This window comes from Blautia sp. AM23-13AC (assembly GCF_003435675.1).
GTDB classification, from domain to species: Bacteria; Bacillota; Clostridia; order Lachnospirales; family Lachnospiraceae; genus Fusicatenibacter; species Fusicatenibacter saccharivorans.
On record NZ_QTUL01000015.1, the window covers coordinates 1 to 16,251 of the forward strand.

Below are 16,251 nucleotides of genomic sequence, written 5' to 3' on the forward strand. Positions count from 1 at the left end.
GGAAACAAGTGGTTTCGCCACAGCCAGAGCAAGGGCGGCTATCCCATTGATTTCGTCATGGAGTTTTACGGCAAGTCCTTTCCCGAAGCTGTTCAGATGTTGACAGGCGAAAACGGCGAGGGACAGACCGAAGCCACCACAGCACCGCCCACAGCGTTTCACTTGCCCTTGCACAACAGGACAGCCGACAGAGCAATCCAATATCTCACAGAAAGCCGAGGTCTCAACAAAACGCTTGTTGAGGCTTTTCTTCTTTCCGGGGATATTTACGAGGACGCAAAGCGGCACAATGTTGTGTTTGTCGGCAGAGACCGAAGCGGTACACCGAGATACGCCCATGTGCGAGGAACGGCAGACCCATTCAGACAGGACATTGCCGGGTCTGACAAATCCTATCCGTTCCGACACGAGGGTAATGGCAATCAGCTCTTTGTCTTTGAAGCGCCGATTGACCTGTTATCGTTTATCTGCCTTTATCCGCAGGATTGGCAGACAAGGAGCTATCTTGCCCTGGGCGGCGTTTCTGGCAAAGCCCTTGACCGTTTTCTTTCTGAACGCAAGGACACCCAAAAAGTATTCCTCTGCCTTGACAGCGACACCGCAGGAAGCGAAGCCTGTACCCGACTGGCACAGTCCATTCCCAGCGAGATCGCCGTCATTCGCCTTGTCCCGGCAAGGAAAGACTGGAACGATGTTCTCCGTCAGCAAGGGGACATTCCGAGCCGCAAATTTATAGCGGAAACAATCACGCTGCGAGAGCTGCCCACTGCCCAGCCTGTCCCCATGCTCCGTATGGCAGATGTGGAGCTGACGAGCGTGGATTGGTTATGGTTTCCGTATATTCCCTTTGGAAAGCTGACCATCATACAGGGCAACCCCGGCGAGGGCAAGACCTACTTTGCCATGCGTCTTGCGGCGGCTTGCACCAACCGAAAGCCTTTACCCGGTATGGAGACCCTTGAGTCTTTCAACATCATCTACCAGACCGCAGAGGACGGTCTGGGCGATACCGTCAAGCCCCGACTGATGGAAGCGGAAGCAGACCTTGAAAGAGTGCTTGTCATTGACGATAGGGACACACCGCTGACCCTTGCCGATGAGCGCATAGCAAGGGCAATCCGGGAGAACAACGCAAGGCTTGTTATCATTGACCCGGTACAGGCGTTTCTGGGCGTAGATGTGGACATGAACAGGGCAAACGAGGTGCGCCCGATATTCCGCAGTCTGGGAGACATTGCACAGGCTACCGGGTGCGCTATCGTGCTGATCGGACACCTGAACAAAGCCGCAGGAACGCAAAGCACCTACCGGGGATTGGGGTCTATCGACATTACGGCGGCAGTCCGCAGTCTGCTTTTTATCGGCAAGCTGAAGGACAGCCCCACAACGAGGGTGCTTATCCATGAGAAAAGTTCCCTTGCGCCGCCCGGACAGTCCCTTGCCTTTTCTCTGGGAGACGAGAAAGGCTTTGAGTGGATAGGGGCTTATGACATTACCGCTGACGAACTTCTTGCCGGGACAGACACCGCCAAGACCGAAAGCAAGACCGCACAGGCGCAAATGCTCATTCTGGAACTGCTTGCAGACGGAAAGCGTATGCCGAGCGCAGAGCTGGAAAAGACGGTCAATGAGCGTGGGATTTCCTCACGCACCATGAGAACGGCAAAGAGCCGTATCGGGGACAGACTTGTGACCGAGAAAGACGGCACAGCATGGGTCTGCTATCTCCGAGACTGACAACAGGAACACGGCAAGCGTGGCAAAGACGGCAAGGTTTTTATAGATACCTTAATGTTGCCGCCTTGCCTTGTTCCCTCATACCGACACCGCCAGATGATGAACAGTCACCGGGCATTTTTCATTTACAGGAGGATTTTGAATGAACAATACCGCAACCAACACCGCCACTTGCCCGACTGTCAGAAAGCAGATTGGCAAGACCACCTATATCGTCCGTGTCCATTTCAGCGAGACCGCCAAGGAGACGATGGAGGACAAAATCAAGCGTATGCTCCGTGAGGAAGTCCGCAAAATGTGACTTCTTTTTGAATTTGATGAAAAAGTCCTTGACTTTTCGTCTCTGGCAAGACACTCAAAAGTATATTGATTTCCTGCGGTGCCCGGCTTGCTCCCTTCGATATCAAGGAGCTGCGGGACCTGATGGAATATGACGAACTGGAACTGGACACCCTGGGCGACCAAAAGACAGCGCTGTTTGTGATCCTGTCGGATACAGACAGCACTTTCAATTTTGTGGCTGCCCTCATGTATAGTCAGCTTTTCAATCTGCTCTGCGACAAGGCGGATGACTTCTACGGCGGGCGGCTGCCTGTCCATGTCCGTCTGATCCTGGACGAGTTTGCCAACATCGGCCAGATACCGAACTTTGATAAGCTGATCGCCACTATCCGAAGCCGTGAGATATCGGCTTCTATTATTTTGCAGTCGCAGAGCCAGTTAAAGACCATCTACAAGGACGCGGCAGATACCATCGTCGGTAACTGTGACAGCACTTTGTTTTTGGGAGGTAAGGAGAAATCCATGCTCAAGGAAATTTCGGAACTGCTGGGGAAAGAGACCATTGATCTCTATAACCAGTCCGAAAACCGGGGCAGCCAGGTTTCCCACGGCCTCAGTTATCAGAAATTAGGAAAGGAGTTGATGACCTAGGACGAATTGGCAGTAATGGACGGCGGCAAGTGTATTTTCATGCTGCGGGGCGTGCGCCCGTTCCTTTCGGACAAGTACGACCTCACCCGGCACCCGAATTACAGATACACGGCCGACGCCGACCCTAAAAATGTCTTTGACATGGAACGGTACATGAAGAAGCAGCGTGCCGTGGTAAAACCCACGGACACCTTCGATGTGTACGAGATTGACGCAACAACTTAACCCAAAATCAAAAACATTTTTTAGGAGGATTATTTTATGGAATTTTTCAACAGCGCAGTTGGTGTTTTGCAGACTCTCGTGGTGGCCCTGGGCGCAGGTCTTGGTATCTGGGGCGTTATCAACCTTCTGGAAGGTTACGGCCAGGACAACCCTGCTTCCAATGCTCATGTGCCATAAAGAAACACGCAAGAATTTGATTGACAGCATCCACTATTCCATAGCAACAGCGAGTTGCTTGTTAAAATAAGGTTTGCAGTTTTATAATAAATAATAACATATTCCTTAGGAGGGACAGACATGGAAACACGAGATATTCTCAAGAATTTGCGTGAAAAAAATAAACTTATAAAAAGTCATTTGAACGGTACTACAAAATGAGAAAAAGCGCTTGACTCTACATCTGTTGTAGATATTATAATATTGGTAGTTTAACAAAAAAGAAGGATTAGGCAATATGGAAAAGAACCTTACTATCGGCAGTGTGTTCAAAAATGTTGTATTATTCTCATTGCCGTATCTGCTCTCGTATTTTCTTCAAACGCTCTATGGCATGGCTGACCTATTTATCATCGGACAGTTCGAGGGTGTAGCCAGTACTACCGCTGTTTCTATCGGCTCACAAGTGATGCACATGATTACGGTTATGATTGTAGGGTTATCGATGGGAACAACCGTCAGCGTCGGCCAGGCGGTGGGGGCAGGAGATCGAAAACAGGCAGCGCATAACATCGGGAATACGGTAATATTGTTTCTGGTGGTTTCCATTGCACTTACGGCCATCCTGTTATCCCTTGTTCATCCCATTGTCGTTGCCATGTCTACGCCAACGGATGCGGTGAGTGGTACGATCACCTATTTGACCATCTGCTTTATCGGGATTCCGTTTATTACATCCTACAACATTATCAGTTCTATTTTTCGAGGGTTGGGCGACAGCAAAAGCCCGATGTGCTTTATTGCCACAGCCTGTGCTGCCAACATCGCTTTAGACTATCTTTTTATGGGTGTGCTGCACCTTGGGCCTGCGGGCGCAGCCCTTGGTACAACTCTCTCTCAGGCAATCAGTGTAGTTGTTTCCCTTACCGTTATTTTGAAACGCAGGAGCATCGTTCTGAAAAAAAGCGACTTCAAGCCTTGCCGTGCGGTCATGGGGAAAATTTTGGGGATCGGCATCCCGATTGCGTTTCAGGACGGCCTGATTCAAGTTGCTTTTATTATTATCACGATTATTGCCAATCAGCGTGGACTGAATGACGCAGCGGCAGTCGGGATTGTGGAGAAAGTGATCAGTTTTCTCTTTTTGGTCCCCTCCTCTATGCTGTCTACCGTTTCTGCCTTGGGAGCGCAAAATATCGGTGCGGGCAAACCGGAGCGGGCCATTCAAACGCTGCGCTATGCGGTGATGCTCGCCGCAGGCTTTGGTGTGCTTGCTTCTATCGCGATCCAGTTTACAGCGGAAGGCATCGTTTCGCTGTTCACTGATCCCAGCACTGCGGACGGAGCGGCGGTGGTCCGTTTCGGCGGCCAGTATCTGCGTGGTTACATTTTTGACTGTATTTTTGCTGGCATTCATTTTAGTTTTAGCGGCTTTTTTTGCGCATGCAGGAAATCCGGCCTGTCGTTTTTACACAATATTCTCGCCATTGTATTGATGCGTGTGCCTGGCGTTTATGTGACCTCAAAATTATTCCCGGCAACGCTTCTCCCGATGGGACTGGCTACCGCGGCAGGCTCACTGCTATCGGTCGTGATCTGCCTAATCGCCTTTGGAGTCATACGGCGCAAATCAACGCTTGTTCTGGTGGAGGAGTAAGATATGGATCGGAAAAATCTCTTCCCAATAGGTGAAGTGTCAAAATTGTTTCATATCAGTGTTAGTAGTTTGCGGCACTATGAACATATCGGTTTGCTTACACCAGAATACATTTCCTCAGATTCTGGCTATCGTTACTATGGCACCGAACAATTTGAAGTACTCAACACAATCAGGTATTTGCGGGCATTGGATATGCCTTTGTCCGAGATTGAGGACTTTCTCAAAAATAAGGATATCAGCCGTATTGAGGAAAAGTTGTTACAGCAAAAGCATGCAGTCCTGAAAAAGCAACAAGAATTACAACGTATAGAACAAAAGATTAACCACCGCTTAAATTGGCTGCGAGACGCACAAAGTGTGCCTTTGGATACCGTTTCCTTAATAGAGCTTCCGTCCTGTCGCATTGTTTGGGTAGACGCTCCACTGAAAGTACATGGCTCTCATGATATGGAAGTGCCGATTAGAAAGCTGGATCAATCTGATGCCGAAGCCGTTGTATTTCTTGGAAAGGTCGGACTTGGCATTTCCGCGGAACATTTGCAGCAATCAAAAGTAAATCGTTATGACAGCATTTTTCTAATACTGGATCAAGAGGACATTTATACAGGTGAAACCATTACTCTTCCCAAAACACTTTGTGTACGGCTGCGTTTTCGAGGCAGTCATATAGAAGCTCCAGCGCACTATGAAAAGCTCCTTGACTACATCACAAAAGAACAGATACAGATTGCTGGTTTTTCGCGAGAAATCACGCTCATAGACTATGGCATTACTAATGACAGTGAAAAATTTGTGACTGAAATATGTATTCCGGTCAAGTGCAGATAAGAAGGGCATAAAATGAGATTCGTTGTTAAAAAAGAAATTTTTGAAGAACTGCCGAGTGCCTGTTTTGGTGTTGTTATGGCAAGAGGCATTGATAATAATAACGCATACCCAGAGATTGAACAATTTTTAGATGAAAGTATCCAAGCTGCAATGCAGCGTTTTGAGGGAAGAAAAGTCAAGGAAGATCCGGATATTTTACCATATCGAGAAGCATTCCGAGCCTTGAATATCCTATCCAATATCGTACTGAATGAATTGGACTGGTGGGTGGCCTCCCAATGGGAGAACATGCCCACTCACTACGAGTACAAAACCAGACAGAATTTCTCATGTGCCATAAAGTAACACAAAAAACAACAGACAGCCGCCACAATTCCGTAATGATTGATGCTTGACAGTCTCCTGAAAGAATGCTATAATAATACGCGTAAAATTTGAGTGGACTTTTTCCGGATTCGGTCATCTTTTTGCCACACAGCTATCTTGTGATAGTTGTGTGGCTTTTTTGTTGCCTGCATCTCGGAAGTATTAGCAGAATGGAGGACTATATCTGTATGGAAAAAAATTTTTTGTCTCTTATCAAGACGCGCCGTAGTGTACGGGCTTATAAATCGGAACCTGTCCCTTCCAAGGCTTTGGACGCTGTACTGGAAGCAGGGACTTACGCTCCTACCGGCGGAGGACATCAATCTCCAACCATCATTGCAATTACAGACCCCAAATATAGGCGGGAGATTGCAAAACTAAACGCAGAAGTGATGGGGAGCAACACAGACCCTTATTATGGCGCACCTGTCGTGATCCTAGTTTTGGCAGATGGCTCCGCAAGTACCTTTGTGGAGGACGGAAGCTGCGTCCTCGAAAACATGATGCTCGCCGCCCATGCCCTTGGGCTGGGAACTGTATGGGTACATCGGGAACGTGAGATTTTTGACAGTGAAAGTGGCAAGGCTCTCCTGCGGGAGTGGAAGCTACCGGAAACCTTGCGTGGCGTCGGGGCGATTGCATTGGGCTATCCGGCCAAGGAAGCCGGTCAACCCGCAGCACGCAAACAAAACTATATCGTTCGGATTTAATGTCCCGCTGTCCGGCGCAATTTTTTGCGCCGGACACTTTGTGGAGAGGAGGGAAAGTATGCAGACCAATAATAAAATGGCGGTCGCTCCTGTTGGAAAACTCATCTGGCAAATGTCGATACCGCCGCTGATTTCCATGTTCCTGCAATATTCCTATAACCTGATAGACAGCGCGTTTGTGGCACGGTTGAGTGAGAATGCACTGATCGCTGTTTCTCTGGCATTCCCGATTACAACATTGATGAATGCAGCGTCTATCTGGATCGGTGTCGGCGTGAATGTGCTGATAGCAGGATATCTTGGACAGAAAAAGCAGGATGATGCAAATACAACCGTCACACATGGATTGTTACTGGCCTTTGGAATTGGTGCTTTGCTCAATCTTCTGGCATTACTGATTATGAAACCCTATTTTCGGGCATTCACCAATAATGAAGAAATTTATCAGCTGAGCATCGCCTATATGAGTGTGTGCTCCTTCATGCAAATTCCCAATATGGTGCATATCGCCATCCAGAAGATGATACAGGCCACCGGGAACATGGTCGCTCCCATGTGGTTCCAGATCGCGGGCGTGGTCGTCAACTTCGTGTTCGACCCCATTCTGATTTTTGGGATTGGTATTTTCCCAGCTATGGGAATCCGCGGCGCTGCGGTAGCTACCGTTGCAGGCTATCTGCTGTCCATGATTTTGGCATTTGCTTTGCTGCTGGGCAAAAAGCAGAAAGTGCAGGTAAAAATCAAAGGCTTTCATTTGCAAAAGCAGATGATCCGCCGTATTTTTGCCTTTGGCCTGCCATCTTTTATTATGAACGCCCTCAGTTCGTTTATGGTGACCTTTGTCAATCTGTTTTTGGTGGCGTATTCCGATACGGCGATCGCTTTCTTCGGCGCATATTTTAAGGTGCAGCAGCTGATTGTTATGACGGTAAACGGCTTGATTCAAGGCTGTTTGCCTGTCATGCGGTTTAACTACGGCGCAGGCAACAGCGAACGGCTACATTCCGCTTTCCGATACGGAACCGCTTTGGTCACTGGTATGATGATACTGGGGACATTGGCCGTCATCCTTTTTCCAGCACAGATTTTGGGATTGTTTACGGCGTCGGAAACCATGCGCTCCTTTGGGATATCCGCTATGCGGATTATGGCGGCAAGCTATCTGTTTTGCGGTCTCTCTACTATGATTTCCACCTATTTTCAGGCTACGGAAAAAGTAGGTTCCAGCATGGCAATCCAATTATGCAGGCAGATGCTTTTCCTTGTTCCCGCCTTATGGTGCCTGGACAAATTGTTCCATCTGAACGGAATCTGGCTTGCATTTCCGGTTGCCGAAACTGCCACTTTGCTCGTTGCTCTTGTGATGATGGCATGGCATCGCCGCAAAAATATCTCATAACGTGTTCCAGGGAGGAAAAATGATGAACGACACTTTCATGAAAGAGAAACCGGTATTACCGCTGATTTTATCCATGTCCTTGCCTATGGTTTTATCTATGCTGGTCAATTCCCTCTACAACATTGTGGACAGTTTTTTCGTCGCGCAGATCAGCGAGGAGGCTATGACGGCATTATCGTTGGTTTACCCGGTTCAAAATTTTATCAATGCTGCCGGAATTGGATTTGGCGTTGGCATCAATGCAGCGATCGCCTTCTATCTGGGCGCGGGGGATCACAGAAAAGCGGATCAGGCAGCCACGCAGGGACTTGTGCTTGCCGTGATTCATGGCGTTGTTATGACAGTCTGCTGTATTACAATCATGCCAGTTTTCCTGCGGATGTTCACTTCATCCGAAGCGGTCATTGAACTTGGCGTTCGCTATTCTGTCGTTGCGTTCGCCTTTACACTCATTGTTACCGTCAGCATGGCGTTTGAGAAATTGTTCCAGACAGTAGGAAACATGAAAACGACCATGATAAGCTTGATGTGCGGGTGCATCATAAACATTGTCTTAGATCCCGTTCTGATTTTTGGCTATGGCCCATTCCCGGAAATGGGAATCAAAGGCGCTGCGCTGGCGACCGGCATCGGACAGGTTCTGACGCTGACGATTTACCTTGTAGTCTATCTTGCGCGGCCAATTCGCGTGCATATCCGCAGGCAGTACATTCTCCCCAGCAAAAAGATGGTAATAAAGCTGTACTCCATTGGCATTCCCGCAACCCTGAATCTCGCGCTTCCGTCTCTTTTGATTTCGGCGCTCAATGTGATTTTGGCGGCATATTCCGAAGTGTATATTCTGGTTTTGGGAATCTATTACAAATTGCAGACATTTGTCTATCTTCCAGCGAATGGCATTGTGCAGGGGATGCGCCCCCTGATCGGCTATAACTACGGCGCGGGGGAACACCAACGGGTCAGCCAGATCTTTAAGATTGTTTTGTGCATGAGTGGTATCATTATGGTGTTTGGGACAGTAATATGTCTGCTGATCCCCGGACAGTTGATGGGGCTGTTTACCCACACAGAAGCGACGATTCAGGCCGGGGAAACCGCCTTACGCATCATCGGGGCCGGGTTTATCGTCTCGGCGGTTTCTGTTACATCTTCCGGCGCATTGGAGGGACTTGGGAAAGGAACTCCCTCCTTACTGATTTCCCTTTGCCGGTATGTAGTGGTCATCATCCCGGCTGCGTTTTTACTCAGCAGGTTTTTCGGAGCGGTTGGCGTCTGGAATGCGTTTTGGATCACGGAAGCGATTACTGCAATCATTTCTATTTGTGTTTACTACAAGGCAATAGTACAAAGCCAGCTGAGCCAGTCAACAGTAAAATGAACGTTGCTTTGCGCCGCCGTTGACAGCCCCGTCTGCCTTTGCAGATAGGCAATCAAGGGGCGACAGCACGGAGTGCTGCCGCCCTCTGCCATTATTCAGAAAGGGGGATTTTCCATGACCGAACACGAAAAGTATCAAGAACATATCCGGCATACACACGATGCCTTTTGCAAGACCGTTATTCGCCACGCTGCCATAGACGCAGCCCGGAGCATACGCAGCCGCCGCAAGCGGGAAATCTCGCTTGAATATCTGATAGAAGAAAAACACTATCCATTCAGCACCACAGATAAATACTTTGCGGAGCAAGCTGCCATGAACAGCTATCCGCTTTTCGTCTGTGGTCAGATGGTGCTTTTGGAAAGTCCAGAGCTTGCCGCAGCGCTGCCCGCACTATCACAGATGGAACAGGAAATCATTTTCCTGTACTACTTCCAACGATTGACGCATAGGGAGATTGGAAGGAGATATGGACGGGCTGGCAACACAACCGGGCGGCGTATTCAGATGATTTTACGGCGGCTACGGGCAGAGTTGGAGGGCTTGTCCTATGAACCAGCTACTTCCCTATGAAACAATCGTTAAGGCAAGCGAGGGGGACCCGGAAGCTGTTGCCGCCGTTCTATCTCATTATGCCGGATATATCCGCTCTTGTGCGAAAATGGACGGACAGATTAACACGGATATGCAGGAGCATATCGTCAGGCAACTGATAGAAAGCCTGTTGAAGTTCCGCTTTGACCGCTAAACAGAAAAGTTGTATAATTAGAGCCTGACAAATTAAACTTCAATGAGGGTAGAGCAAATGGAACAGATTATCAATTATAGAGACATACCCACAGATAAAAGGATTGACATATTAAATGCTCTTGAGCGAATAGGTTTTTTTCCGGCATACGGCGGCGTGAAAACAATGCAGCAAATTATGGAAAAGTCAGTTCCAGGTTCAGGCCCACAATTCTATTTCGTTTTCCGTGAAAATGAGTTGATAGGGTACAATTTTCTCATTGGGGACACTAAGAAATATAAAGCGTTCCCATGGCTTGCTATTAGCAATATGGATGAGCAGAAGTTGACTGTTTGTGAAGAACTGATGAAAATACAAATTGCCTTTTTTGAAGAACTCGGAATGCAAAAGATAGCAGATCATTGCGTTAGGATTATGGAAGATTACAGAAAAGGAATTGGAAAGCGGACAGAAAGCGATTGCAGATAAATTCCATTTGAAAAACGGCTGACAATTTAATACCGCCGCCCATCACAGCGGCAGATAAGCAGTAAATCTTGAAAAGGTTTACTGCTTTTTTTGCGCCCATTTTCAAAAATCTTTGGCAAACCACACCGCCGGATTGTTGTAGGGAGCAGACAGGGAAAACAAAAAAATTTCCGTGCGTTTGCCAAAACGCCCCCTTTTCACCGTTGTAGTGGTGAACAGCGGGCAGAACACGCCGCCGCAATCGCTATATTGGTGGAGCAAGCCAGTATATCCGCAAACCAGAGCCGCCGAGGAAAGCGGTAGTTTTTTAGAGCAAGATTCTACCACGGTGCCAAAATCCGCATATCTGCGGTTTTGCCCCTTTGGTAAATCTTGTTGGGGAGTGCCTTCCCCAAACCCTGCTCATGCGCCCTGTCGGGCGAGAAAGGAGGTCAACGCTTGAAGAAAAAATACAACACACCCCACCGCTGCCATGTGGTCAAAACCCGCATGACCGAGGAAGAATACGCCGAGTTTGCGGAAAGGCTTTCTGCTTACCACATGAGCCAAGCCGAGTTTATCCGGCAAGCCATAACCGGGGCAGCCATACGCCCCACCATAACCGTTTCCCCCGTCAACGACGAGCTGCTTGCCGCCGTCGGGAAGCTAACCGCCGAATACGGCAGGATCGGCGGCAACTTAAACCAGATAGCCCGGACGCTGAACGAGTGGCACAGCCCCTACCCGCAGCTTGCCGGGGAGGTACGGGCGGCGGTTTCCGACCTTGCCGCCTTGAAGTTTGAAGTCTTGCGAAAGGTAGGTGACGCTGTTGGCAACATTCAAGCATATCAGCTCTAAAAATGCGGACTACGGTGCAGCCGAGCAGTATCTAACCTTTGAGCATGACGAGTTTACCATGAAGCCCACCCTTGACGAAACCGGGCGGCTCATACTCCGGGAGGATTATCGGATAGCCACGCTGAACTGCGGCAAGGAAGATTTTGCCGTTGCCTGTATGCGGGCAAATCTCCGATACGGTAAAAACCAAAAACGGGAAGATGTGAAAAGCCACCACTATATCATTTCCTTTGACCCACGGGACGCAGCGGACAACGGCTTGACCGTAGACCGGGCGCAAGCATTGGGAGAGGAATTTTGTGCCGAGCATTTCCCCGGACACCAAGCCATTGTCTGCACCCACCCGGACGGACACAACCACAGCGGCAATATCCATGTTCATATCGTTATCAATTCTCTGCGTATTGAGGAAGTACCCTTGCTGCCCTACATGGACAGACCGGCAGATACCCGTGCCGGGTGCAAACATCGCTGCACGGACGCTGCTATGGAATACTTCAAAGCCGAGGTCATGGAGATGTGCTACCGGGAAAATCTCTATCAAATCGACCTGCTCCATGGCAGTAAAAACCGCATTACCGAGCGTGAGTATTGGGCGCAGAAGAAAGGACAAGCCAAACTTGACAAGGAAAATGCCACCCTTGCAGCCGAGGGGCAGCCTGCAAAGCAGACCAAGTTTGAAACCGACAAGGCGAAGCTGCGGCAGACCATACGGAACGCCATGAGCGAAGCTACTACTTTTGACGAGTTCTCCGCTTTACTTCTGCGGCAGGGTGTGATCGTCAAAGAGAGCCGAGGGCGGTTGTCCTACCTTACCCCGGACAGGACGAAACCCATTACTGCCCGAAAACTGGGAGATGATTTTAACCGTGCCGCCGTTCTTGCCCTTTTGGAGCAGAACGCCCACAGAGCCGCCGAAAAGACCGCACCCATACCCCAATACCATACCGCTGAAACAAACCGCACAGAGCGAGGAAAAACGCAGAAAATCGCCCCGACAGGCAGCATTCAGAGAATGGTTGACCGTGCGGCGAAGCGAGCCGAGGGAAAAGGTATCGGCTATGACCGTTGGGCGGCTGTCCACAATCTCAAACAGATGGCGGCTACCGTTGCCGCTATGGAGCAATACGGCTTTACCCCGGATGTCTACATCGACAAGGAGCTGACACGGGCATCCAAACGGGCGATTGAAACGCTGGGCGAGAAGGACATCTATTACATCTTCACTCCGCTCATGCCGAACACCAGCACAAGAATTATCCTGAAAAAGCCGAAAACCGATTCCAGTATCCGTAAGGTGTGGTTGCCGAAAACGCTTGCCTACATTCTGCGGGAATGGAAGAAGTCCCAAGACGAGTTGAAAGGCTTCCTGGGCGACGAGTATCAGGATTTCGATCTGGTGGTGGCACTTCCCAATGGACGGCCCTGCGAGGATCGGATCATCCTCAAAGAGTTTGCAAAGCTCCGTGAGGACGCAGGGCTGCCGAAGGTGGTCTTTCATTCTCTCCGTCATTCCAGTACCACCTACAAACTGAAACTGAACCACGGCGATCTGAAAGCCACCCAGGGCGATACGGGTCATGCCGAGATCGACATGATAACCAGTATCTATGCTCACATTCTGGACGAGGATAGAAAGGTCAATGCTCAGAAATTCGAGACTGCCTTCTATGCCAAGCCTGATCTTCGCAACGTCCGTCCGCCGGAGGAACCGACAAAATCGGAGCCTGCGACCCTGGACCTTGAAAGCCTTGTGGAGCAGCTTCAGAAGTCGCCGGAGCTGGCGAGTGCGCTCGCAGCCCTGATAGCGGCGCAAGCCCCGGCAAAGTGATCCGAAAAATCGAATTAGCAAAACGCAGAATTTTCTTAGCAAATTTCTGAAAAGCGTTCGAGTCCAATTAGCAAATATACATCATGCGGCGTATAAAAATCTCTCGGTAACGGAAGTGAAATTACCGGGAGAAGGAGAAACAAAAAAACGCTGCAAACCCTGAAAAAAGGCTTGCAGCGGTGCTTTCTGGCGTCCCAGAGAGGATTTGAACCTCCGACCCCACGCTTAGGAGGCGTGTGCTCTATCCAACTGAGCTACTGAGACATTTATTGGTTTTATTCAATTTTCACTGCTCGAAGGAATCGAACAATCTGCCGCTTAGGAGGCGAGTGCTCTATCCAGCTGAGCTATGACGACACATGCCGCAAACCCTTGATTTTACTGGGTTTCTGGGATTTTTCCCTTCGGCCATATATAAGATTATCAACTCTATTTCGAGTTGTCAATCTACAGATTTTTTCGATTTGGTAACATTAGAATGCTCCCCAATTTGGGGAATGCTTTGTTGTCACCTTTGGCATTTTTCAGAATAGATTCGAACTGAAAGTTGTTTTTCATTTTTTCCCTTTGGGGAATGCCTCGGCTTTCTCTTAGGAGGCGGACACTCTATCCTACTGAGCTACAGAAACAAAAATTATAAATGTTTCAGCCAGGTCAGCAACAAAAATATTATACTATATTTTTGCTGCTTTTTCAAGACGAAACACATACTTGCGATTCTGCAGTTTACTTCAGGAATTTTCCATTGTGAGTACCTGATAAATTCTCTTATAGGCTTTTTCATAGGTCCAGCAGCCTTCGACATTGTTGTAGTATTCATTATTTTTTTCGACAACATATTCTAAATCGTTTTCTGTCATGAGTCTGTATTTCATCGTACACCTCCAATGTTAAAAACAGTAATCTGCCAAAATCCAGAGGTCATTATATCATATTCCGATGGGAAAGGAGAAGAGAGTCTTACAGCAATGAATTAAAATAAAAAAAGAATCTCGGCAAAGCAGTCGAAAGGCTGTGACGCAAAGCTACAAGGCCTGTAAAATGGCAGCCAGCTGCGTAAATATGGAACATTTCTTATAAAATAAATAGGGAGAAATGACTGAAATGCACGGTAGGAGAATCTATGGTGCTTTTTTATTGCCTGCGAAAAGAAAATACGAGAGGAGGAGTTTGCATTTTCCCGCCATCCGGCGATCACCGCATTTACGAGCATGAACGTGGAGACACCGACCATCGTGGCGTATCTGTTTGACCACCCGCTGTATCTGGTGGCACTGATTGCAGGTGTGCTGCTGTTCTGCTTGCGGAGGATAATGCACTGAATGCAGAGGTTGCGACGGAGCTGCTCGGAAGCCTCGGCCTTGTCGTGGACTGGGCGGAGAATGGTTCCAAGGCCGTGGATCAGTTTGAAGCGTCGGATCCGGGAAGCTATTTTGCGATCTTCATGGATATGCAGATGCCGGTGATGGATGGCATCGAGGCGACGAAAAAAATTCGAAACAGTGTGCGTGAGGACAATGATGTTCCGATTTTTGCGATGACAGCAAATACTTTTGCAACGGACCGCAAGCGGTGCGCGGACGCGGGCATATTCCGAAACCGGTGAATTTAAAAGAGATTCAGACGACGCTGGACGAGAAAGTGCGGACGGCATGTGCCGGATAACGGGACGGATTAATAACAGAAAAATTTGGAGAAGGGGCTCTACTGCTTTGGATTGCAGTGGAGCCTTTTTATGGTGTATCATAGGAAGTAAAAGAAAACAGGGGAGAATCACGGAATGGAAATTGCAGAAAATATCACATGGACCGAGGAACTGGAAAGGCTGGATGTGCTTCTTTCGCAGGGGCAGTTCGAGCTGCTGCTTCCGGGTGAGCGGTACGGGGGAGGAGAAAAGGAGATCTGGCTTGTCTATCTGATGAACGATGCGGCAGAGAGCTTTCTCGTTTTTCATGACGCGGAGCTGACGGGAACGTATCAGAAGGAATACGAGGGAGAAATAGATGCCGCACTGGAAAAAGACGGGGAGCAGTACGTTCTGATCGTGCGGCAGAAAGAGACGGTGTGCACGCTGTTTTTCAGCCGCCTTTCACTGGAAGTGCATCTGTTTGATTACGGAAAAACGGGTCATTTCTGGGTGGACGGATACGAGTATCTGCGGCAGATTGAGTTCCGTATTGCGATCCTGCGGGACAAGCTGGAATACCTCGGCGAGGCGTTCTGCACCGAGGAAGAAATGCGTCTGGCATCGCTGGCCAATTTCCCGCCGCTCAATTTCTGCTGCTACCCGGCCGTGCCGGATCAGTATCTCGTACCGTCATGCCCGTGGTGGGAAGCGACGGAAGAGGCAATTACGGAGATGAAAAAACTGGCATCGGAGGCAGGCGATAAAGTGCTGCTGTGGTATCTTGCACTTTATGAAAAATGGCAGGGAAAACTCCTCGCAAAACAGATCGCAAAACTGCTGCATACGAGCCGCCACGCGAAAGTCGTGGATTTACTGGAAAAAAAACTGGCCCGCGAAGCACAGAATTATCCGAAACGACGCTTCACCGGCGAAGAAGGAACCCAGATCCGAAAAATCCAGGAGCAGGCAATGAAACGGAAAAAGATACTGGAAGCCGAAGGAAAACGCGCATCATTGCTGCGCGAGGAGCCATTCTTTTATGCACGGGATTCGGTGGAATATAAGGTCCATCTGATGATCTGGGGAACGAGAGGGAAAGAGCGGGTTGTGGAGGTTGAGACGTTTAAAATTTCCAGAACGCAACGGCAATGATCAGCTCCTTTACGGACGAGCCGGAAGTGATTCAGTTTTAATGCCAGTAGACAAGAAGTCCCCCGCTTCTAAAGTGGTGGGATGAATTGTTAAAAGAAACATAACGGCAGTGGCGGGCGGAGAGAAATCGGTATCCTCCACTGACATGAGGTAAGTCACAGTCGAACTATTTTCGACATGTCAGACTCCGTGAAAA

Annotated in this window: 16 protein-coding genes, 1 tRNA gene, 2 pseudogenes and 1 riboswitch; of the genes and pseudogenes, 17 read left to right on the plus strand and 2 right to left on the minus strand. The window is 48.9% G+C overall.

The window, feature by feature from the left end; translation table 11 throughout:
• The 15 genes and pseudogenes from DW642_RS13495 to DW642_RS16565 form a co-directional block, all read left to right on the plus strand.
• On the plus strand, nt 1-1,737 hold a 1,737-nt coding region (locus DW642_RS13495; RefSeq protein WP_117510487.1), incomplete at its 5' end, for an AAA family ATPase.
• Nucleotides 1,738-1,879: 142 nt separating this feature from the next.
• Nucleotides 1,880-2,038: a transposon-encoded TnpW family protein gene (locus DW642_RS13500; RefSeq protein WP_002596227.1), complete on the plus strand. Its 159-nt coding sequence runs from the start codon at nt 1,880-1,882 to the stop codon at nt 2,036-2,038.
• A gap of 41 nt (nt 2,039-2,079) precedes the next feature.
• Nucleotides 2,080-2,895 (plus strand): annotated as a pseudogene (locus tag DW642_RS13505) (VirD4-like conjugal transfer protein, CD1115 family); the annotation flags it as partial.
• 36 nt (nt 2,896-2,931) lie between these two features.
• On the plus strand, nt 2,932-3,072 hold the full coding sequence (locus DW642_RS13510) for a Maff2 family mobile element protein (protein WP_117510489.1): 141 nt from the start codon (nt 2,932-2,934) through the stop codon (nt 3,070-3,072).
• Between the two features lie 277 nt (nt 3,073-3,349).
• Entirely contained in the window at nt 3,350-4,708 is a 1,359-nt protein-coding gene (locus DW642_RS13515) for an MATE family efflux transporter (RefSeq protein ID WP_117510491.1), read from the plus strand.
• 3 nt (nt 4,709-4,711) lie between these two features.
• Complete coding sequence (locus DW642_RS13520; RefSeq protein WP_117510493.1) at nt 4,712-5,539, plus strand: MerR family transcriptional regulator; 828 nt, start codon at nt 4,712-4,714, stop codon at nt 5,537-5,539.
• 12 nt (nt 5,540-5,551) lie between these two features.
• Entirely contained in the window at nt 5,552-5,884 is a 333-nt protein-coding gene (locus DW642_RS13525; protein ID WP_117510495.1) for a hypothetical protein, read from the plus strand.
• A 191-nt stretch (nt 5,885-6,075) separates the two neighbouring features.
• Nucleotides 6,076-6,615 carry a nitroreductase gene (locus DW642_RS13530; protein ID WP_242991193.1) on the plus strand — a complete coding sequence of 180 codons (540 nt, stop codon included), beginning with the start codon at nt 6,076-6,078 and terminating at the stop codon, nt 6,613-6,615.
• Nucleotides 6,616-6,673: 58 nt separating this feature from the next.
• Entirely contained in the window at nt 6,674-8,014 is a 1,341-nt protein-coding gene (locus DW642_RS13535; protein ID WP_117510499.1) for an MATE family efflux transporter, read from the plus strand.
• A gap of 22 nt (nt 8,015-8,036) precedes the next feature.
• On the plus strand, nt 8,037-9,392 hold the full coding sequence (locus tag DW642_RS13540; protein WP_117510501.1) for an MATE family efflux transporter: 1,356 nt from the start codon (nt 8,037-8,039) through the stop codon (nt 9,390-9,392).
• 114 nt (nt 9,393-9,506) lie between these two features.
• Entirely contained in the window at nt 9,507-9,965 is a 459-nt protein-coding gene (locus tag DW642_RS13545; RefSeq protein ID WP_242991194.1) for an RNA polymerase sigma factor, read from the plus strand.
• On the plus strand, nt 9,943-10,140 hold the full coding sequence (locus tag DW642_RS13550) for a helix-turn-helix domain-containing protein (RefSeq protein ID WP_008818017.1): 198 nt from the start codon (nt 9,943-9,945) through the stop codon (nt 10,138-10,140). The genes DW642_RS13545 and DW642_RS13550 overlap by 23 nt, the downstream gene beginning before the upstream one ends.
• A 57-nt stretch (nt 10,141-10,197) precedes the next feature.
• A complete protein-coding gene (locus tag DW642_RS13555; protein WP_330410152.1) occupies nt 10,198-10,608 on the plus strand; it encodes a hypothetical protein in 411 nt (136 codons plus the stop codon).
• A 438-nt stretch (nt 10,609-11,046) separates the two neighbouring features.
• Nucleotides 11,047-11,445 carry a plasmid mobilization protein gene (locus DW642_RS13565; protein WP_117510506.1) on the plus strand — a complete coding sequence of 133 codons (399 nt, stop codon included), beginning with the start codon at nt 11,047-11,049 and terminating at the stop codon, nt 11,443-11,445.
• Nucleotides 11,417-12,584, plus strand: a pseudogene (locus tag DW642_RS16565) (relaxase/mobilization nuclease domain-containing protein); the annotation flags it as partial. The gene DW642_RS13565 and the pseudogene DW642_RS16565, both read left to right, overlap by 29 nt.
• A gap of 879 nt (nt 12,585-13,463) precedes the next feature.
• Here the strand turns inward: DW642_RS16565 and DW642_RS13575 are convergent.
• Nucleotides 13,464-13,540 (minus strand) — tRNA-Arg (locus tag DW642_RS13575).
• Between the two features lie 467 nt (nt 13,541-14,007).
• Nucleotides 14,008-14,151 carry a hypothetical protein gene (locus DW642_RS15900; protein WP_022461225.1) on the minus strand — a complete coding sequence of 48 codons (144 nt, stop codon included), beginning with the start codon at nt 14,149-14,151 and terminating at the stop codon, nt 14,008-14,010.
• Between the two features lie 109 nt (nt 14,152-14,260).
• Nucleotides 14,261-14,336, plus strand: a riboswitch (cyclic di-GMP riboswitch).
• Nucleotides 14,337-14,618: 282 nt separating this feature from the next.
• On the opposite strand from DW642_RS15900, the gene DW642_RS13580 reads away from it, so the two are divergent.
• Both DW642_RS13580 and DW642_RS13585 read left to right on the plus strand, forming a co-directional pair.
• A complete protein-coding gene (locus tag DW642_RS13580; RefSeq protein ID WP_242856659.1) occupies nt 14,619-14,882 on the plus strand; it encodes a response regulator in 264 nt (87 codons plus the stop codon).
• A gap of 174 nt (nt 14,883-15,056) precedes the next feature.
• Entirely contained in the window at nt 15,057-16,055 is a 999-nt protein-coding gene (locus DW642_RS13585) for a DUF3878 family protein (protein WP_117510510.1), read from the plus strand.
• Nucleotides 16,056-16,251: the final 196 nt, after the last annotated feature.